Here is a 19,995-nt window from a genome sequence, read left to right as displayed (position 1 = left end):
AAACCTAATTAACGTGTTACCGGTTTATAACGGATACGTTTCGGTTTTGCGCCCTCTTCGCCCAAACGGCGTTTCTTGTCGGCTTCGTATTCCTGATAGTTGCCGTCAAAGAACACCCATTTCGAATCGCCTTCGCAAGCCAAAATATGCGTAGCGATACGGTCGAGGAACCAACGGTCATGCGAAATGACCATCACGCTGCCGGCAAATTCCAACAATGCGTCTTCCAACGCGCGCAGGGTTTCCACGTCGAGGTCGTTGGACGGTTCGTCCAGCAGCAAGACGTTGCCGCCGCTCAACAAGGTTTTTGCCAAGTGCAGACGGCCGCGTTCGCCGCCCGACAATTGACCTGCGATTTTGCTTTGGTCGCTGCCTTTGAAGTTAAAGCGTCCCAAATATTGGCGGGCAGGAATTTCAAACTGGCCAACCTGCAAAATGTCGCGGCCTTCGGCAATATTGTCGAACACGGTTTTGTCGTTTTGTAAACCTGCGCGGCTTTGGTCAATCAGGCTCATTTTCACGGTTTGGCCGATTTTTACTTCGCCGGAATCAGGCTGCTCTTTGCCTGAAATCATTTTGAACAGCGTAGATTTACCCGCGCCGTTCGGGCCGATGATGCCGACAATCGCGCCCGCAGGCACTTTAAAGCTCAAATCGTCAATCAACACTTTATCGCCAAACGATTTGGAAACGTTCACAAATTCAATCACTTCGTTACCCAAACGCTCGGCAACGGGAATGAAGATTTCCTGCGTTTCATTGCGTTTTTGGTATTCGTAGTTGCTCATTTCTTCAAAACGCGCCAGACGCGCTTTGGACTTGGCTTGGCGGCCTTTGGCATTTTGGCGCACCCATTCCAATTCCTGCTTCATCGCTTTCACACGCGCAGCTTCGGATTTCGCCTCGTTTTCCAAGCGTTTTTCTTTCTGCTCCAGCCAAGACGAGTAATTGCCTTTCCATGGGATACCGTGGCCGCGGTCAAGTTCCAAAATCCATTCGGCGGCGTTGTCCAAGAAGTAGCGGTCGTGCGTTACCGCGACCACCGTACCGGGGAAGCGCACCAAGAATTGCTCCAGCCATTCGACCGATTCCGCATCCAAGTGGTTGGTCGGCTCGTCCAGCAGCAGCATATCGGGCTTGCTCAACAAGAGTTTGCACAAGGCAACGCGGCGTTTTTCACCGCCGGACAGATTGCCGATTTTGGCATCCCATTCCGGCAGGCGCAGCGCATCGGCAGCAATTTCCAATTCGTGTTCCGCACCGCCGCCCGTGGACGAGCCTGCCGCAATAATCGCTTCCAAGCGGCCCTGCTCTTCCGCCAGCGCATCAAAATCCGCATCAGGATTGGCGTACTCGGCATACACTTCTTCCAAACGTTTCTGCGCCGCAGCCACTTCGCCCAAACCGCTTTCCACTTCCTCACGCACGGTTTTTTCAGGATCAAGCTCCGGCTCTTGCGGTAGATAGCCGATTTTGATGCCACCCATCGGCACGGCTTCGCCCTCGAATTCCTTATCCACACCCGCCATAATCCGCAGCACGGTGGACTTGCCCGCGCCGTTCAAACCGAGCAGGCCGATTTTCGCGCCGGGGAAGAAGGAAAGGGAAATATCTTTAATGATGGTTTTCTGCGGCGGCATAACCTTGCTCACGCGCAGCATAGAATAGACGTATTGTTGGGACATGGTTTTTTCTCGATTCGCTCAAACAAATTTCAGACGGCCCATTTTAACCGATTGCTCAAATACCTGCTTGTTCAAATGCCGTCTGAAAATAGAAATCAGCATCACAAGATGCAGCAAAGCCGAACCAATGCTTTCATTCTCCAAAATTTTCAACACGAAACCGTAAAAAATTTGATTTAAGCCAGTTTATCTTTGAACAAACATTGCCAATATTCGATACGCTCCATAAAATGCGCCTATATCCTTGAAAGTACATAAACAAATAATAACGACAAAGAAACACCGCGCTAAAAACAATTTCAGATTTCCCAATACAAATACTTTTAAAATAAGGATTTGCCTCATGTCTGAACATACGCAAAAAACAACAAAACAAGGTTTGCCCTCACTGGCAAAAAGTACGATTTGGATGCTGAGCTTCGGCTATCTCGGCGTTCAGACGGCCTTTACCCTGCAAAGCTCGCAAATGAGCCGAATTTTTCAAACGCTAGGCGCTGACCCGCACAATTTGGGCTGGTTTTTCATCCTGCCGCCGCTGGCCGGTATGCTGGTGCAGCCGATTGTGGGCTACTACTCAGACCGCACTTGGATGCCGCGCCTGGGTGGCCGCCGCCTGCCCTATCTGCTTTACGGCACGCTGATTGCCGTCATCGTGATGATTCTGATGCCCAACTCGGGCAGCTTCGGTTTTGGCTACGCTTCTTTGGCGGCTTTGTCGTTCGGCGCGCTGATGATTGCGCTGTTGGACGTATCTTCCAATATGGCGATGCAGCCGTTTAAGATGATGGTCGGCGACATGGTCAACGAGGAGCAGAAAAGCTACGCCTACGGCATTCAAAGTTTCTTAGCGAATACGGGTGCAGTTGTGGCGGCGATTCTGCCGTTTGTGTTCGCGTATATCGGTTTGGCGAACACGGCCGAAAAAGGCGTCGTGCCGCAGACTGTTGTCGTAGCATTCTATGTGGGCGCGGCATTGCTGATTATTACCAGTGCGTTCACCATCTTCAAAGTCAAAGAATACGATCCGGAAACCTACGCCCGCTATCACGGCATCGACGTCGCTGCGAATCAGGAAAAAGCCAACTGGTTCGAACTTTTGAAAACCGCGCCTAAAGCGTTTTGGACGGTTACTTTGGTACAATTCTTCTGCTGGTTTGCCTTCCAATATATGTGGACTTACTCGGCAGGCGCGATTGCGGAAAACGTTTGGCAGACAACCGATGCTTCTTCCGTAGGCTACCAAGAAGCAGGCAACTGGTACGGCGTTTTGGCGGCGGTACAATCCATTGCTGCTGTTATCTGCTCGTTTATTCTGGCAAAAGTACCGAATAAATACCATAAAGCCGGTTATTTCGGTTGCTTGGCTTTGGGTGCGCTCGGTTTCTTCTCCGTTTTCTTCATCAGCAACCAATACGCGCTGGTGTTGTCTTATACCTTAATCGGTATTGCGTGGGCCGGTATCATTACCTATCCTTTGACGATTGTGACCAATGCCCTCTCAGGCAAACACATGGGTACTTATTTGGGCCTGTTCAACGGCTCTATCTGTATGCCTCAAATCGTCGCTTCGCTGCTGAGTTTCGTCCTCTTCCCTATGCTGGGCAGCCATCAGGCAACCATGTTCTTGGTTGCCGGCGCAGTCTTGCTGATGGGGGCTTTCTCAGTATGCCTGATTAAAGAGACCCACGGCGAATAATCCGTTTCAACACCATCGGCAAAGGCCGTCTGAAACCTTTGCCGATCTGACAATTTTAATAACAGGAGCTTCATAAATGTACACGAGAATCATGGAAGTCAGCCCTTGGACACTGCGTTCGACCAAACTGGAAAAAGAGCACAAACGACTGCAAGAGAGCCTGACCAGCTTGGGCAACGGCTATATGGGCATGCGCGGCAACTTTGAAGAAACCTACTCCGCCGACAGTCACTTGGGTACCTACATCGCCGGCGTGTGGTTCCCCGACAAAACCCGCGTCGGCTGGTGGAAAAACGGCTATCCTAAATATTTTGGCAAAGCCATCAATGCGCTCAATTTCAGCAAAGTCAAAATCTTTGTCGATGGTCAAGAAGTGGACTTGGCGAAAAACGACGTTGCCGACTTCTCCGTCGAACTCGATATGCAGCACGGCGTGTTGCGCCGCTCGTTCACCGTATTCGGCGTGCGTTTCGATGTGTGCAAATTCCTGTCCGTCGCGCAAAAAGAGCTGGCTCTCATCCGCTGGGAAGCCGTATCCGTTGACGGCAAAACCCACCAAGTCCGCATCGATTCCATCATCGACGCCGACGTGAAAAACGAAGACTCCAACTACGAAGAAAAATTCTGGCAAGTATTGGACAAAGGCGTTTCAGACGACCGCTCCTACATTGCCACCCAAACCGTCGCCAATCCCTTCGGCGTGGAACAATTCATCGTCAACGCCGAGCAAACCTTCGCCGGCAGCTTCAAAGCCCTCGGCGGCAGCCAAACCGATTGGCAGGTCTCCAATTCTTTCGAAGCCGAAGTCGGCGGCACGCCCGAAACCTTTGAAAAACGCGTGATTGTTACCACCAGCCGCGATTATCAAGGCTTGGAAGCAGTGAAAGCCGCAGGCCGCGCCTTGTCGGAAAAAATCGCAGGCGTTGCGTTTGAAACCTTGTTGGACGCACACAAAGCAGGCTGGCTGCACCGTTGGGAAATCGCCGACGTGGTCATCGAAGGCAGCGACGAAGCGCAGCAAGGCATCCGTTTCAACCTGTTCCAACTGTTCTCCACCTACTACGGCGAAGACGCACGCCTGAACATCGGCCCGAAAGGCTTTACCGGCGAAAAATACGGCGGCGCGACCTATTGGGACACCGAAGCCTACGCCGTACCACTCTACCTCGCACTGGCGGAACCCGAAGTTACCCGCAACCTGCTGCAATACCGTCGCAACCAACTGCCGCAGGCGCAGCACAACGCGCGCGAACAGGGCTTGGCAGGCGCACTCTATCCGATGGTGACGTTTACCGGCATCGAGTGTCACAACGAATGGGAAATCACCTTCGAGGAAATCCACCGCAACGGCGCGATTCCTTACGCCATCTACAACTACACCAACTACACCGGCGACGAAAGCTATCTTGCCAAAGAAGGCTTGGAAGTCTTGGTCGAAGTGTCCCGCTTCTGGGCGGACCGCGTCCACTTCTCCAAACGCAACGGCAAATACATGATTCACGGCGTAACCGGCCCGAACGAATACGAAAACAACATCAACAACAACTGGTACACCAACACCCTCGCCGCATGGGTATTGGACTACACCCGCGAAGCCCTGGCGAAATACCCGCGTCCGGATTTGAACGTGAGTGCCGCCGAGTTGGAAAAATGGGCGGACATCAGTGCGAATATGTACCGTCCGCATGACGAAGAACTCGGCGTATTCGTGCAGCACGATGGCTTCCTCGACAAAGACATCCGCCCCGTGTCCGCGCTTTCGCCGGACGATTTGCCGCTCAACCAGAAATGGTCGTGGGACAAAATCCTGCGTTCGCCATTCATCAAACAGGCGGACGTATTGCAAGGCATCTACTTCTTCGGCGACCGTTTCAGCATGGACGAAAAACGCCGTAACTTCGACTTCTACGAGCCGATGACCGTGCACGAAAGCTCGTTGTCTCCATGTATCCACTCTATTCTCGCCGCCGAATTGGGTAAAGAAGAAAAAGCGGTAGAAATGTACCAGCGCACCGCCCGCCTGGACTTGGACAACTACAACAACGACACCGAAGACGGCCTGCACATCACCTCCATGACCGGCTCGTGGCTCGCCATCGTCCAAGGTTTCGCCCAAATGAAAACTTGGGGCGGCAAACTCAGCTTCGCACCGTTCCTGCCGAGTGCGTGGACAGGCTATGCCTTCCACATCAACTACCGCGGCCGTCTGATTAAAGTCGCCGTCGGCAAAGAAAACGTCGTCTTCACCCTGCTCAAAGGCGAACCGCTCGATTTGCAGGTGTACGGCAAAGACATCACGCTCAACGGCAGCCACACCGTCGCGTTGGAAAAATAAGGAGGGCGCAAAATGACTTTTACCGCAGTCCTGTTTGACCTCGACGGCGTCATCACCGACACCGCCGAATACCACTACCGCGCATGGAAAAAGCTTGCCGAAGAACTGGGCATCAGCATCGACCGCAAGTTTAACGAGCAGCTCAAAGGCGTGTCGCGCGACGATTCGCTCAAATGCATCCTTGCGCACGGCGGCAAAACCGTCAGCGAAGCCGAGTTCGCCGAACTGACTCGCCGCAAAAACGACAACTACGTCGAAATGATTCAGGCAGTCAAACCCGAAGACGTGTACCCTGGCATTTTGCCGCTACTGGAAGCATTGAGGGCAAACGGCAAAAAAATCGCCCTCGCGTCCGCCAGTAAAAACGGCCCATTCCTGCTGGAGCGCATGGGGCTGACTCACTTCTTCGACGCCGTCGCCGACCCTGCCGCCGTCGCGCATTCCAAACCCGCCCCCGACATCTTCCTCGCCGCCGCCGAGGGCGTGGGCGTGGACATCCGCCAATGCATCGGCATTGAAGACGCCGCCGCTGGCGTCACCGCCATCAAAGCCGCCGGCGCCCTGCCCATCGGCGTGGGCAAAGCCGAAGACTTGGGCAGCGACATCGCGCTGGTGTCCGACACCGCCGAGCTGACCTACGCCTACTTGCAAAACGTGTGGGAACAGTCGGGCAGATAAAATATTAGGGAAGTAAAAAGGCCGTCTGAAAACCAAATTTTAGGTTTTCAGATGGCCTAAGATCTTTCTAAAATCCCCTAAACTTCTACCAAGATACTTAGAGAGACCTTTGCAAAATTCCTTTCTTTCCGACAGCCGAAATCCAAACACAGGTTTTCGGCTGTTTTTGTTTCAAATATCCACTGATTCTACTCAAATACCCTCTTAATCCTCCTTGGATACCTGATTAATCAGGCATCCGGCCGCCTTTTAGGCGGCAACAGGCGCACTTAGCCTGTTGGCGGCTTTCAAAAGGTTCAGACACATCGCCTTCAGATGGCTTTGTGCATTCACTTTAATCAAACCAAAATAGGCTGCCCGCGCATAGCGGAATTTACGGTGCAGCGTACCAAAGCTTTGTTCGACCACATAACGGGTCTTCGATAAATATCGGTTACGTTTGGTTTGCGTTTCCGACAGCGGATGGTTACGGTGGGCTTTGCGCATAATGCCGTCCTGCAGCCGATGCTCTTCCAGATGTTGCCGGTTTTCCTCACTGTCATAGCCTTTATCGGCATAGACGGTCGTACCTTTGGGCAGTCCTTCCAACAAAGGCAACAGGTGTTTGCACTCATGGGCATTGGCGGGGGTAATGTGCAGTTTCTCGATATAGCCTTCCTCATCGGTGCGGGTATGTTGTTTGTAACCGATTCTGTATAAACCGTTTTTCTTTGTCCAGTGGGCATCGCTGTCTTTACTCGGTGTGGTTTGTCCGCTGACTTGTCCTTCTTCATCGACTTCTATGGCCTGACGCTGTTTGCTGCCGACGGTCTGAATAATGGTGGCGTCAATGACGGCGGCGGATGCTTTCTCTACTTTTAAGCCTTTTTCGGTCAGTTGGCGGTTAATTAGTTCCAGCAATTCGGACAGGGTGTCGTCTTGCGCCAGCCAGTTACGGTAGCGGCATAAGGTGCTGTAATCGGGGATGCTCAGTTCGTCAAAACGGCAAAACAGGTTGAAATCGATGCGGGTGATGAGGCTGTGTTCGAGTTCGGGATCGGAAAGGCTGTGCCATTGGCCGAGCAGGACGGCTTTGAACATGGACAACAGGGGATAGGCGGGACGGCCGCGGTGGTCTCGAAGGTAACGGGTTTTTTGACGATTCAGGTATTGTTCGATCGGTTGCCAATCAATCACCTGATCCAACTTCAATAGTGGGAAACGGTCGATGTGTTTGGCAATCATGGCTTGGGCGGTTTGCTGGAAGAAGGTGCTCATGGAAAATCCCCTAAATGTCTTAGTGGGAATTTAGGGGATTTTGGGGAATTTTGCAAAGGTCTCTTAGAGAATTTTGCAAAGCTCTTGTCGGTATTTCTAAAATGCAAGTGCCCACAGCGAACGGGCCAACAAATACACAGATAACCCCAGTGTAATACTATTAAAGCGAGTTGCTCTCATATTGCAGCAAATTAATAGTATACAAACCAAACAACCGATTTGTATAAACGGTATCAACAGTACACCACCAGCCAACATAAACGAGGATATGATCGCCAAGGGCAACAATACCCACCAGGCAGGGATATCGTACCATCGTACTTTCTTGCTTAGCGATTGAAACCGAAAATCCTGTACAACCAAAGAAACTAAAGCCAAACCTGAATAATTGACGGATGCCATCCACCAAAATACATTTTTATCTGCTAAAGCCCACCAATATAAAATAGGTGATAAGACTGTCAAAATCAGGAATACACGCCTTGAAGATTGCAAGTAAAGTTTCAATGCCATAGCGGCATATACTGCTATCCCTGAAAAAACTGCACCCATACCCGCTGAAATTAAAAGTTCCAAAGGCATGTTTGTAATATCATAATTCATAAGGACACTGTGAAATTCACCACTATTCTCCTCAGAGTAAAATGCCTCTGATGCTGCGCTTGAAAAATCAGCGAAGAAAACCATGCATACGATATACAGTAGGATTAGCTGCAATATTGAGCCTGTATATTGCCGTGGACCGCGCCCAAACTGTAACGCGTTGACAACGATCAAACAGGCAACCGTCCATGCAGTAAATGGGATAGTTGCAAAGGAATACAGTAATTGAGGAGTTTCTCCATTATCAAGTAGCACTCCCAAACCCAATACCAACCAGCCTATAACAAACCCCACCCATGCCAAAACGGGCGCAGCCAAAACTCGTGAATAAGCCATCTGCCACGCCGATAAAGAAGACATTCGTAACTGGTCAAATGCATTGGAAGATATATCTTGTTTAAAACTCCTTTCTATCAAAATATAACCGGCCAAAGCTGACAGAGCCAAACCAAACCCACCTACCATAATCAAATGGTCTGACCATTCAGAACCTGCCCGTTTAGTGATAGCAAACAGCCCATACAAAATAAATATACCGGCAACCATACCCCAGTTTAAATTCAACCATAGCAATCGCTGAAACTCCGCGTTTACCATAATTTTTGGCGACTTGATACGATTCATGCAGCTTCTCCCTGTTTTTTGACCTGCAAACTGTTTTGATAACTTTGCAGCAAAGTAGTTTTCACAATATCTGCCCCACTCAACGCCAAATCCCTAAACACAACATCACGGATAAGCCGTACACGTGCCTCATCGCCTGAATCAATTAATACCAACAATGCAGAATCATCTACTTTTATATCATAAACGTAATCCAATCCTTGCAATACATCTGCCGCAACACTGATTTCCTCAGTTGCAAAACACAGGCGCACAGTTTGACGATCAGTATTTTCATCCTGCAGTGCCTGGAACGCCTGAATTCTGCCTTGCTTAATAACAAGCATATGGCTGCAATATTCGTCCAATTCAGACAAAATGTGACTGGATACCAATATCGTCATACCTTCCTTCTGCAATTTAAGCAGCAACAACGACAACTCATGCCGTGCTTCAGGATCCAGGCCGCTAGCAGGTTCATCCAACAATAAAAATTTTGGCTTGTGAATAATGACCTGGCCAATACCTACGCGTTGCTTTTGACCTCGCGAAAGCTCACTGATAAAACTACCAAGCTTATCCTCCAAACCCAAAAGTTGAACAGTTTCACTCAGAATTTCAGGCAAATTTTTCTCTGGAACCCCGCGCGAACTGGCAGCATAAGTCAAACATTCCAAAACAGTAAGATTCTGCGGCAATCCAAAAATATCAGGCAAATAGCCTAATTTGGCATAACTCTCTCGAGGATTTTCTAAAACAGGCTGTCCATCTAAAAGAACCTTCCCACTACTCGGATTCTCCAAACCAGCCATACATCGCATCAGTGTCGATTTACCAGCACCATTCGGCCCAATCAGCCCTGTAATGCTTCCTTGAGGAAGCTGTACCGAAATATCATGCAGTACTTGCCGTTCATCGTAATGAAAATGCAGATTTTCAATTTTTATCATCAGTTGTCCTTATATTTCAGACGGCCTTATAGCCGCTGACATATTCAATAATGCATCATCATAACATTGAATGCTACCAAAAATATTTTCTAGATAGCATCAAAATTATAAAAAGGCCGTCTGAAAAACATGGTATTTTTCAGATGATCCCATTAGGTTTATTTATCGATATTGCGGTCGTTGGCAATTTATGCAGTTTTGTTCAGGCTTTTGACCAAAGAGGGTGCGTGTTCAATCTACGCTATGGAACCATCCATATCCAGCACTTTACTGTTGGCATCCTAGTTTTATAGTTAATTAAAATCAAAATAGGATAATAGTGCATCGTCAAATCGAGCGTAATCAGACAAAACGGTTCTCAGATACCGCTTAATATTCGCCCACACCTTCTCAATCGGGTTGAGCTCAGGTGAATAAGGTGCAAGAGGCAATACCTTATGTCCCAATTTTTCCGCCATTTCCCGTAAGACACCCATACGGTGAAATCGTGCATTATCTAAAATAATCACCGATTTTTGAGTCAATGTGGGCTGTAGGCATTGCTGAAACCACGCTTCAAAAAAGACTCCGGTCATCGTATTTTGATAAACCATCGGAGCAATCAGCCGGTTGCCGACTTGTGCGGACACCAGAGATAAGCGTCGGTATCTTTTTCCACTTATCTGCGCTTTCACTATTTGCCCTTTTAGGCTGCGGGCATAGGGACGGAACAGGTAGCGGTCAAATCCTGTTTCATCCAAATAAACACGTTGGTAGTCGGAAAATTCGGCCAGCTGTGTCAAATAATGCGTTACTTTGGCCGGGTCTTGTTCTTTGTAAGTGGTGGTCTTTTTTTGCGCGTCATCCCCATCTGTTTGAGTGCATAGCAAACGGCGGCTGGCGTACAATCAAAATGTTTAGCGATTTCATGCAGATAGGCATCCTGGTGTTGCTCAACATATTGAGCCAGTTTTTGCCTATCCAATTTGACGGCATTTAGACCGGTAACTTGATGTTTTAGGCTGCCTGTTTGTTTTTTAAGGCGAATCCATAAGTAAAGCGTGTTTCTTGACAAGTTAAACGTTGCTGCGGTTTGGCTGATGTTTTTGCATTGTTCGTAATAGTTTAAAGCTTTGTTTCTTAAGTCCGTAGAATATGCCATGGTTAGACCTTCAAAGTTGAGTATTGTACTATTTTGTTTTTAATTGACTATATACGCTGACAAGAATACCTTTGCTAGCCTGTACCACCCCAACCATTGGTTCTAAGTTTGAATCCTTCATCATTTTCTCCGCGTTTTTCTCAATTTAAGTGACACCATAAATTCAGTTATTCCCGGGTGGTCTGTAAAGTGAGTACTTAAAATTATCTGAAAACGATGTATTCAAACCTAAAAAGTAATCCTGATACCCGTTATGGGAAGATAAAGTGGAGTTTGGAAAAAATAAAATGGGATTTGAAACAGAAACAGCCGAAATCCTGTGTTTCGGTTTTGGCTGTCGAGTAGAAAATTTTTTACATAAAGTCTTGGATTACCTGTCCGTAAACCAACTGCAAGGCAGCGTGGATTATTCATACTCTGATGAAATGTGACATGAGAAACAGTCGTTTGATAGTCCAGAGTATCAAAAAAAGGAACTGTACCACTTTGTTAATTTCTATAAATGGTTATATTCTACAATATAAAAGTCCTTTGTATTGGAGCTTTATACGCTTTATGTATTCCATAGTATCTTTTTTATCCATTGAATAAACCACTCAAACCAGCTCATCTTCTCTTCTTTTAAAGAATTTTCATTTATAGATTGTTCGTCCTGTTTAATTTTAATAGACGCTCTATCGACACATTTTCCTCTAGTATAATCTTGTATTATAAATTGATTATTATCATCTTTTTTGAGGCAAATAGTATCACCAAAACCTATAAAGTTTGGCACGATGTTAAATTGTAAATTTTTATTTGGATCAGGGCGCAGACTAATTGCATAAATCTGTCTATCTTTTAATTTTAGGTTTGGGAAGTTTGAAGAATTCAACATAATACATTTTTCTTTAGTTGGATAATTTTCTTCAAATGTATTTTCATAGAATATGCTATACATATTATCTGCATTACCTTGTGATATATCTATAAAATACGCACCAATCAAGTCAACTCTTTCAATATAAAGACACGGAGTATTATTAATAATCCTAAAACTGACTACACCATCTGCATCAGGAGCATTGGAAAAAGCATTACAATTAAATGAAAATAACAAAATTGATAGTGCATAAAATAACTTTATATACATAGAAATTCTCTAGATTAAATTGGTACACAATTAAACATTAATGACCATCATCTCCACATAAACCGTATAGATACAGCTGCTTATACTACAAAAGCACCACTAACCATTTCAGATAGAAAAATATATGACAAACCGTTTGATAAAAGCTCAAAAGTTATCATTATGAAAAATAAAAATACAGCTAAAATACAACAATAAATTTTAATTTTGGGAAATGATGCATTCTGATGCTAAATTAGTATCTTTATTATAAAACCAATTTTAGGGCTTACACGTATACGCAGATATTTTGTCTAGTTGAACAGTAGTTAATGTGGCTAAATGACTACGGATCAGTGACCACATTTCCTTTTTCAGCCAGATCTTTCCAATTCCATTTGAATTTAACCTATTGAGTTTAAAAGAAATTATATTTATACTAATTAAATTACATTTCAAGCAGTAAACTTCCTAGGATATAGCTCGATGGATATAGCTCGATCAGTTTGCTCTTATTGTTATTGCATTTAACAATTTTCTTATAAAGATAATTTATACTGTACTATGGATACCTTTGGTTATTTAAGATACCCATAATATTAAATTTCATCAAATCTTCTATCGATAATTTTTCCCCCAGTGTATAGATTTGAGAATTTTATTTTTAGGATTTATCAAAAAATTCCTCAAAATATACTTTCGATTTTGTTGTTACCTAATTAGAAAATACGACAAATAGCTTTTTGCTGTTGTTGGATAATGTTTTACCCAAAAATAGTGAGCAATTATTTGTGCTTGCTGCTCAATATTAAAATCTTTAAACTCCTTTTTTGCATCTGATCCAAATAAATCATATACATAAGCCTTTGCATCAGAATCATATCCTCCTTTTACTTGAAGAGCAATCCCTCTGCAAGCCACACTTAAATCCATAGCATAATATTGCCAGACATGTGCCATTTCATGTATAAACCATCGTATATTATCTGATTTTGTATTTATCGTGAAGTCTGAAATATTGTCATAATGTTGGTTAGGAAGATAAATATTTCCAAATGGAGTCATCGCATTGTTTGAGATATTCGGCATCTCCAAAAGACCTCCTTGGATTATCCATACCTTGTCGTAAGGAATGGAATCTTGATACACTAACTTTGCTAGATTGACTTCATTCTTCGTCAGTTTTCTTTTTGTCTCAACTGTCAAATCTACTGGAAAAACCGTATTGCCATTAAACATGTATGTCTGACTCGTTTGCTCTTTCACAACACCCATAATTTTCTTCCTTAGCTATAATGCAAATTCTAATATTTTCTGAATTTTCAGTTCCAACAAAGGCAGTTAGCCCTTCATTATCTATTTTCCCTTTAATGAGTAACTCCTCACCTTTATATATTTCATATTTTACCTTAGGTAAAATTTTACCTTGTTCATCTTTCAATAAAAATTGTTGTACGTAACGATGAACAGGAAGAAACACTTTATTTAATATGCTGTTTGGCCCACCCACCACCAACGGTGCCCTCACCCGCACCACCTTCGGACTTCCGATTTCCACTTCCCCGTTGCTCAGTTTGATATACGCCCCCTTGCAGGTAATCAGTATCTCTTCCTTCGCTGCAATGGTAACTTTCCCTGCGCTGCTGGTTAACGTCGCATCCTTCAGTGCATTCAGCTGCAGCTCGTCATTCTGTGCCTGTACTTCCACTTTGCCCTGATTGGCCTGTACCTTGATGCCGCTGCTTTGCGCAAACAGGTTCAGACTCTCTGCCGCATGGGCGGTCAGGCTTTGTCCGGCAGTAATGTCGGTATGGTTGCCGCTGACCAGGTGGATGTTTTCATTGGCGGTATGCAGTTGGCTTTGTTGGGTTGCGGTAGCAATGCCGGCCGGGGCGGTTTGGATCAAACCGGCTTCTTTCAGGTCTTTGAGGGCGTCTTTCAGACGGCCTCTTTGGGTTTCTTCATCGGTGTTATGGTTGTTTGCGGTTTGGGCGGCTTTGTTCAGGCTTTTGGCCAGGGAGAGAGCCTGTTCGATCTGTGCGATGGCATCGTCCATATCCAGTACTTTGCCATTGGCATCCTGGTTTTGTGCGCTGACGAGTATGCCCTTACCTGCCCGTACCGCGCCCCAGCCGTCGGTTCTCAATTCGAAGCCTTCGCCGTTCTCTCCGCGTTTCTCCCTGCTACTGTCGACGATATGGCCGAGGTTGAGTTGGGATTTCTGATAGTCGGTGGCAAGTTTGATGTGTTCCTGACCCTGCAGGTCTTCCATCCTGAGTTTGTTGTTCGCCCAGGTACGGATAACGTTTCTTGTGTTCCAATCGGCAGGGATATGGTCGGTATGGGCACTGTCGTGCATGACACCGGAGATATACGGACGGTCGGGATTACCTTGTACGAAGGACAGCATCACTTCGGTGCCTTCGTGTAAGGGGAAGTGAATGCCGTATTCGGGACCGGCATAGGGTTTAGCCAGTCGGACGGGACGGCTTTCCCCGCCGGGACTCCATTCGTCCAGGTCAAACGGGAGTTTGACGCGGTAGCGGCCCATATCGTCGATATAGGCATAGGTGCAGTTTTCTGCCGCAGTGACCCGTGCCGGTAAGGTACCGTCGATATGCGGACGCGGGGTGATGCGTTCGGGACGGTAGGCGAGTTGGGCGGAGATGGCGGTAAAGGTGTGGCTGTAGGCGGTATCGCAGCTGCCGCTGTGTTCCATGGAAAGTACCAGCCAGCCGTCGGGGGCTTCGGGGAAGGAGACATCGGTTTGGAACACCTTCATCGGTGTCATGGAGACGACGTTGCCGCTGCCGGCTGCAACGGTTTGGCGGCAGAGGTTGGCTTCATTCAACAGGGTCGTCTGAACTTGGGCTTCGTCGGTTGTTTTAGGATGAAGGCCCCAGTGCTGCTGTTTGCCCAATAAGACGGTATTGTCGGCAGATTCTTCGGACTGTTTGTTGTCGGTTTCGGCAAAGAGGTTGGTATCGGCACTGCGATAGTTGTAGTCGGCCGTACGTATGCCTTCGACGATGGGGTTGTGGCGGATGCTTAAGTTAAAGAGTGCTTCGGTACCGACACTCTCCAATCCGGCATGGGGTCGGTAGGAAACGGGTAGGCCTTGGCTGCGCAAATAGTGTTCGGGACTGTCGCCGAAGACGACTACGTCACCATGTTGTTCATGCTGTTCGAAGGCATACCAGATACCCTCTTCTTCACACAGACGGTTGATAAAGTCGAAGTCGCTTTCGAGATATTGGGTGACATACTCGCGTACAGCGTAGTTGCGGCTCTTTTGAAAACGGTAGTCGACGCCGGAGAAACCGTGGTGTTTGAAGACGGCGGCAACGATGTCGGGGACGGTTTGGTTTTGAAACAGGCGGGAATTGCCCAAGGTCTCTTCCTATTGATGATAACCAAACTGCACAATCCAAAGATCCAAGCCTCATGCCCAAGAGTAAAATGCAGATTCAGATTATCGGCATAGTAATACAGGATTCTTCTTTGGCTTTCTGAAACAGTAGGTCATTCGGGTTTAATAGGATGGACTGTATCTATGCTTGTTCGCCTTGTGACGAAATTATCTGTTTCTGCAAAATCAGTCCATTTTTTTCATCATTTCCATAAATTTTTAAACCATTTAATTAATGAATCAAACCAACTTTCTTGTATTCCTATCATTGTATTATTTTCAAGGAAATCAGTTCTATTTCTACATTTTCTAGAGGATGAGTCAATAGAACCTACTTTAACCTTTCCATCTTCCTCTATTATGCAATAATAATTTTTCATACCAATGAAATCAGCATATCCATACGTATTTGGCTGAAGCGTGATATCATAGACTTCATTACTTTTTAATACTATACCATCAAAATTATTATTATCTGTAACAATACAATTTTCTTTATTTGGATAGTTTTTATCAAATGAATTTTCATAATACCAAGATCTATATTCTCCTAAGTCTGAATCAAAAAAACCCACACCTAGCAAATAATTACCTAAAAGATTTTTCTTATCAGTATAAATACACAACATATTGTTTTTTATTATTATATTTATATCATTATTAGAATATGGGGATGGTGAAATTCCATATACCTTAATACTTATCATTAAGATAACAAAATAAAATATGCCTCTACTCATATCTTTATCCTCTTAAAACAATTAAGAAAACTTAAAATGAATAAAAATCTCTTCCTTTCCGATAAAAGCCCTTAGCTATTGCCCTTCTTGAAATATTAAAGAGAAATCTGAATAGGCATCTGAATAGGCAAATGAAAGATACTTTTCTACCAAATGATTTTGGATCTCTAAAATTAGTGTTCACTCAAATATTTTTTAACTTCCTCTTTTGTCTCTACAGTACATGGAAATTGATCAAAAATATTAGCATCACAATATAATAGGAATTGTTTCAATTGCCCTTTAGGTACATCTTGTATATCACGCTCCCCAATAGAATCATAGTATAAGCTCTGAAATGACCACGGTTTTTTTAAAAATAATATATAATTATTATCAAATTCTCCTATCCTATAAACAATACCGATAAACAAATACAATGAAATAAAAATAAAAAATAGCATTTTATTCATAAAATTTCCTTATCTGTTTATTTAACTTTAGTTGGTTTATTTAATCTAAATTCTTTTCTTAACTCAACTATTTTCTCCATAGCAACACTACCTGGACATGTCCGAGTATCGTTAGATAAAGCAAATTCTTTATGCCCTCCTAACTCACTGATTTCGAAAAAATTATTCAGGCATTTGATTAAAACTTTTAGAGCAGCTAATTGTGCATCAGGTATCTTTCTCATATAATCAGAATCAAATTGATCAGTCCATGTACTAAAATCTTTAAAAGAAAGTTTAGCTTCTCCTGGTTTTGAAAAATCTCCTAATAAGAGAATACCTATTTTTTTAGCATTATTTTTATTAACATGAGAACCTTTGAATCTTATATCTCTGCCTTCTGCAATAACTCCTGTACAATCTACTGCGTAGTGATAACCGATATCTGAAAAATCTTTTTTATCCATGTGGTTATTTTGTACTTCACGTAAAGCACCATACGTTGCAGAACATATATGTTGTGGTGAATTCCCTTGGTGGTGGATGACTATTGATGTGTAATCCCACTCATCTTCTAAACCATTATTAGCCGCTCGTGCTCCCCATTCCGAACGCTCCAAAAATTTATTTTTAGAAATTACTGGTAAAAATTTTTCTAAATAATTAATAATAGCTTTCCTTGTGGCAGCCCGATCATTCACAGTTATTTCACTTGTTTTGACATCACGATCATTAGATAAAATTAATTTCGTATTTTTTTCAGCCATTTTATACCTCATTTGGTTTTAAAATTCTTTTGGGAGCTTCAAATAATACATGTACTGAAACTACATCGGATTGTAATGATTTTAAATACAAAAAACCATTATTATCTGTAGATAATATTTTTTTATCACCGGATAAGAATTTGACAATACATTTACGTTGCTTTATGGGCTCTCCTGTTTCGCTATTTTTCACAAGCAATTTTGCTTTGTATAAAGGAAAATCTTTGATAGAGAAGAAATCAAAATCTCGTTTTGCCGATTCACCCACCACCAACGGCGCCCTCACCCGCACCACCTTCGGACTCCCGATCTCAACTTCCCCGTTGCTCAGCTTGATATACGCCCCTTTGCAGGTAATCAGAATCTCTTCCTTCGCTGCAATGGTAACTTTCCCTGCGCTGCTGGTTAACGTCGCATCCTTCAGTGCATTCAGCTGCAGCTCGTCATTCTGTGCCTGTACTTCCACTTTGCCCTGATTGGCCTGTACCTTGATGCCGCTGCTTTGCGCAAACAGGTTCAGACTCTCTGCCGCATGGGCGGTCAGGCTTTGTCCGGCAGTAATGTCGGTATGGTTGCCGCTGACCAGGTGGATGTTTTCATTGGCGGTATGCAGTTGGCTTTGTTGGGTTGCGGTAGCAATGCCGGCCGGGGCGGTTTGGATCAAACCGGCTTCTTTCAGGTCTTTGAGGGCGTCTTTCAGACGGCCTCTTTGGGTTTCTTCATCGGTGTTATGGTTGTTTGCGGTTTGGGCGGCTTTGTTCAGGCTTTTGGCCAGGGAGAGAGCCTGTTCGATCTGTGCGATGGCATCGTCCATATCCAGTACTTTGCCATTGGCATCCTGGTTTTGTGCGCTGACGAGTATGCCCTTACCTGCCCGTACCGCGCCCCAGCCGTCGGTTCTCAATTCGAAGCCTTCGCCGTTCTCTCCGCGTTTCTCCCTGCTACTGTCGACGATATGGCCGAGGTTGAGTTGGGATTTCTGATAGTCGGTGGCAAGTTTGATGTGTTCCTGACCCTGCAGGTCTTCCATCCTGAGTTTGTTGTTCGCCCAGGTACGGATAACGTTTCTTGTGTTCCAATCGGCAGGGATATGGTCGGTATGGGCACTGTCGTGCATGACACCGGAGATATACGGACGGTCGGGATTACCTTGTACGAAGGACAGCATCACTTCGGTGCCTTCGTGTAAGGGGAAGTGAATGCCGTATTCGGGACCGGCATAGGGTTTAGCCAGTCGGACGGGACGGCTTTCCCCGCCGGGACTCCATTCGTCCAGGTCAAACGGGAGTTTGACGCGGTAGCGGCCCATATCGTCGATATAGGCATAGGTGCAGTTTTCTGCCGCAGTGACCCGTGCCGGTAAGGTACCGTCGATATGCGGACGCGGGGTGATGCGTTCAGGACGGTAGGCGAGTTGGGCGGGGATGGCGGTAAAGGTATGGCTGTAGGCGGTATCGCGGCTGCCGCTGTGCTCCATGGAAAGTACCAGCCAGCCGTCGGGGGCTTCGGGGAAGGAGACATCGGTTTGGAACACCTTCATCGGCGTCATGGAGACGACGTTGCCGCTGCCGGCTGCAACGGTTTGGCGGCAGAGGTTGGCTTCGTTCAACAGGGTCGTCTGAACTTGGGCTTCGTCGGTTGTTTTGGGATGAAGGCCCCAATGCTGTTGTTTGCCCAATAAAACGGTATTGTCGGCTGATTCTTCCGACTGTTTGTTGTCGGTTTCGGCAAATAGGTCGGTATCGGCACTGCGGTAGTTGTAGTCGGCCGTGCGTATGCCTTCGACAATGGGGTTGTGGCGGATGCTTAAGTTAAAGAGTGCTTCGGTACCGACACTCTCCAATCCGGCATGGGGTCGGTAGGAAACGGGTAGGCCTTGGCTGCGCAAATAGTGTTCGGGACTGTCGCCGAAGACGACTACGTCACCATGTTGTTCATGCTGTTCGAAGGCATACCAGATACCCTCTTCTTCACACAGACGGTTGATAAAGTCGAAGTCGCTTTCGAGATATTGGGTGACATACTCGCGTACAGCGTAGTTGCGGCTCTTTTGAAAACGGTAGTCGACGCCGGAGAAACCGTGGTGTTTGAAGACGGCGGCAACGATGTCGGGGACGGTTTGGTGTTGGAACAGCCGGGAAGTTTGGAAATGTTTTAAAGCCGCGAAGCGCGGCTCTAAAACAAAGCGGTAAACGGTTTCATCCTTGGAAACCGACAACTTCTCGCATGAGGTGATAATGCCCTGCCATTGCTTTGCCGGGGGATCGTCTGAAGCAGACCCGAATACTTCGGCCACTTCCGACAGTAAACCTTCTTGCGGACGAATCTCAAACGCTGCGCGCTGGTTGAGGTAGGAAGACAGCGGCAGCGAGGAATCGGTCGAGGTAGCGGTGATTTCAACACGGTAAGCGGTATTGACCGCTTCGGATGCGCTGGAGGAGCGGACTGAAAGTGAGGGGGAGAAACGGGCGAAGGTGAGGTGGTAGGATTGGCGGGCGGTCATGACAGAAAAATTTTAAAATGACAATGAATTTGATATATTAACTGGGATTATGCTGATGGTAAAGCGAATGGGATAAATGGAAAAAG

Annotated in this window: 15 protein-coding genes and 1 pseudogene; 4 read left to right on the top strand and 12 right to left on the bottom strand. The window is 45.9% G+C overall.

The window, feature by feature from the left end:
• Window positions 1-8: 8 nt before the first annotated feature.
• The gene (ettA, locus tag KCG54_RS03365) at window positions 9-1,685 is read right to left on the bottom strand and encodes an energy-dependent translational throttle protein EttA (protein ID WP_254324652.1); all 1,677 of its coding nucleotides are present in this window, start codon (window positions 1,683-1,685) and stop codon (window positions 9-11) included.
• Window positions 1,686-2,028: 343 nt separating this feature from the next.
• Between ettA and KCG54_RS03360 the strand changes: the two genes are divergently transcribed.
• The 3 genes from KCG54_RS03360 to pgmB all read left to right on the top strand — a co-directional run bounded on the left by KCG54_RS03360 (window position 2,029) and on the right by pgmB (window position 6,394).
• Complete coding sequence (locus KCG54_RS03360; protein ID WP_036493892.1) at window positions 2,029-3,381, top strand: SLC45 family MFS transporter; 1,353 nt, start codon at window positions 2,029-2,031, stop codon at window positions 3,379-3,381.
• 76 nt (window positions 3,382-3,457) lie between these two features.
• Window positions 3,458-5,716 carry a glycoside hydrolase family 65 protein gene (locus tag KCG54_RS03355; protein WP_254324651.1) on the top strand — a complete coding sequence of 753 codons (2,259 nt, stop codon included), beginning with the start codon at window positions 3,458-3,460 and terminating at the stop codon, window positions 5,714-5,716.
• Between the two features lie 12 nt (window positions 5,717-5,728).
• Entirely contained in the window at window positions 5,729-6,394 is a 666-nt protein-coding gene (gene pgmB / locus KCG54_RS03350; protein ID WP_254324650.1) for a beta-phosphoglucomutase, read from the top strand.
• Between the two features lie 249 nt (window positions 6,395-6,643).
• On the opposite strand, the gene KCG54_RS03345 is transcribed toward pgmB, so the two are convergent.
• The 4 genes from KCG54_RS03345 to KCG54_RS03330 form a co-directional block, all read right to left on the bottom strand.
• A complete protein-coding gene (locus tag KCG54_RS03345) occupies window positions 6,644-7,651 on the bottom strand; it encodes an IS5 family transposase (protein ID WP_254324649.1) in 1,008 nt (335 codons plus the stop codon).
• Between the two features lie 96 nt (window positions 7,652-7,747).
• Window positions 7,748-8,878: a hypothetical protein gene (locus tag KCG54_RS03340; protein WP_254324648.1), complete on the bottom strand. Its 1,131-nt coding sequence runs from the start codon at window positions 8,876-8,878 to the stop codon at window positions 7,748-7,750.
• Window positions 8,875-9,807 carry an ABC transporter ATP-binding protein gene (locus KCG54_RS03335; RefSeq protein ID WP_254324647.1) on the bottom strand — a complete coding sequence of 311 codons (933 nt, stop codon included), beginning with the start codon at window positions 9,805-9,807 and terminating at the stop codon, window positions 8,875-8,877. The genes KCG54_RS03340 and KCG54_RS03335 overlap by 4 nt, the downstream gene beginning before the upstream one ends.
• A gap of 293 nt (window positions 9,808-10,100) precedes the next feature.
• A protein-coding gene (locus KCG54_RS03330) for an IS630 family transposase (RefSeq protein ID WP_254324646.1) occupies window positions 10,101-10,948 on the bottom strand; the annotation gives its coding sequence in 2 pieces (ribosomal slippage) (window positions 10,101-10,633 and window positions 10,633-10,948; 849 coding nt in all).
• 384 nt (window positions 10,949-11,332) lie between these two features.
• Between KCG54_RS03330 and KCG54_RS12050 the strand changes: the two are divergent.
• Window positions 11,333-11,448 (top strand): annotated as a pseudogene (locus KCG54_RS12050) (IS481 family transposase); the annotation flags it as partial.
• A 53-nt stretch (window positions 11,449-11,501) separates the two neighbouring features.
• Here KCG54_RS12050 and KCG54_RS03325 read toward each other — a convergent pair.
• The 7 genes from KCG54_RS03325 to KCG54_RS03295 form a co-directional block, all read right to left on the bottom strand.
• Window positions 11,502-12,080, bottom strand: coding sequence for a hypothetical protein (locus KCG54_RS03325; RefSeq protein ID WP_254324645.1), 579 nt, complete (start codon window positions 12,078-12,080; stop codon window positions 11,502-11,504).
• Window positions 12,081-12,770: 690 nt separating this feature from the next.
• On the bottom strand, window positions 12,771-13,334 hold the full coding sequence (locus tag KCG54_RS03320) for a type IV secretion protein Rhs (protein WP_254324644.1): 564 nt from the start codon (window positions 13,332-13,334) through the stop codon (window positions 12,771-12,773).
• The gene (locus KCG54_RS03315) at window positions 13,291-15,450 is read right to left on the bottom strand and encodes a type VI secretion system Vgr family protein (RefSeq protein ID WP_254324643.1); all 2,160 of its coding nucleotides are present in this window, start codon (window positions 15,448-15,450) and stop codon (window positions 13,291-13,293) included. The genes KCG54_RS03320 and KCG54_RS03315 overlap by 44 nt, the downstream gene beginning before the upstream one ends.
• A 221-nt stretch (window positions 15,451-15,671) precedes the next feature.
• The gene (locus KCG54_RS03310) at window positions 15,672-16,208 is read right to left on the bottom strand and encodes a hypothetical protein (protein WP_254324642.1); all 537 of its coding nucleotides are present in this window, start codon (window positions 16,206-16,208) and stop codon (window positions 15,672-15,674) included.
• A 173-nt stretch (window positions 16,209-16,381) separates the two neighbouring features.
• A complete protein-coding gene (locus tag KCG54_RS03305; protein ID WP_254324641.1) occupies window positions 16,382-16,660 on the bottom strand; it encodes a hypothetical protein in 279 nt (92 codons plus the stop codon).
• Between the two features lie 17 nt (window positions 16,661-16,677).
• On the bottom strand, window positions 16,678-17,406 hold the full coding sequence (locus KCG54_RS03300; protein WP_254324640.1) for an N-acetylmuramoyl-L-alanine amidase: 729 nt from the start codon (window positions 17,404-17,406) through the stop codon (window positions 16,678-16,680).
• A gap of 1 nt (window position 17,407) precedes the next feature.
• Window positions 17,408-19,909 carry a type VI secretion system Vgr family protein gene (locus tag KCG54_RS03295; RefSeq protein WP_254324639.1) on the bottom strand — a complete coding sequence of 834 codons (2,502 nt, stop codon included), beginning with the start codon at window positions 19,907-19,909 and terminating at the stop codon, window positions 17,408-17,410.
• Window positions 19,910-19,995: the final 86 nt, after the last annotated feature.

The organism is Neisseria subflava (assembly GCF_024205705.1).
Classification (GTDB): Bacteria; Pseudomonadota; Gammaproteobacteria; order Burkholderiales; family Neisseriaceae; genus Neisseria; species Neisseria subflava_D.
The sequence above is the reverse complement of the archived record's forward strand: the minus strand, read 5'-3'. Positions and strand labels throughout refer to the sequence as shown.

Bases quoted from the DNA above. Each gene is read 5' to 3' on its own strand.
- ettA (WP_254324652.1), bottom strand. From the start codon at position 1,685: ATGTCCCAACAATACGTCTATTCTATGCTGCGCGTGAGCAAGGTTATG.
- KCG54_RS03360 (WP_036493892.1), top strand. From the start codon at position 2,029: ATGTCTGAACATACGCAAAAAACAACAAAACAAGGTTTGCCCTCACTG.
- KCG54_RS03355 (WP_254324651.1), top strand. From the start codon at position 3,458: ATGTACACGAGAATCATGGAAGTCAGCCCTTGGACACTGCGTTCGACC.
- pgmB (WP_254324650.1), top strand. From the start codon at position 5,729: ATGACTTTTACCGCAGTCCTGTTTGACCTCGACGGCGTCATCACCGAC.
- KCG54_RS03345 (WP_254324649.1), bottom strand. From the start codon at position 7,651: ATGAGCACCTTCTTCCAGCAAACCGCCCAAGCCATGATTGCCAAACAC.
- KCG54_RS03340 (WP_254324648.1), bottom strand. From the start codon at position 8,878: ATGAATCGTATCAAGTCGCCAAAAATTATGGTAAACGCGGAGTTTCAG.
- KCG54_RS03335 (WP_254324647.1), bottom strand. From the start codon at position 9,807: ATGATAAAAATTGAAAATCTGCATTTTCATTACGATGAACGGCAAGTA.
- KCG54_RS03325 (WP_254324645.1), bottom strand. From the start codon at position 12,080: ATGTATATAAAGTTATTTTATGCACTATCAATTTTGTTATTTTCATTT.
- KCG54_RS03320 (WP_254324644.1), bottom strand. From the start codon at position 13,334: ATGGGTGTTGTGAAAGAGCAAACGAGTCAGACATACATGTTTAATGGC.
- KCG54_RS03310 (WP_254324642.1), bottom strand. From the start codon at position 16,208: ATGAGTAGAGGCATATTTTATTTTGTTATCTTAATGATAAGTATTAAG.
- KCG54_RS03305 (WP_254324641.1), bottom strand. From the start codon at position 16,660: ATGAATAAAATGCTATTTTTTATTTTTATTTCATTGTATTTGTTTATC.
- KCG54_RS03300 (WP_254324640.1), bottom strand. From the start codon at position 17,406: ATGGCTGAAAAAAATACGAAATTAATTTTATCTAATGATCGTGATGTC.
- KCG54_RS03295 (WP_254324639.1), bottom strand. From the start codon at position 19,909: ATGACCGCCCGCCAATCCTACCACCTCACCTTCGCCCGTTTCTCCCCC.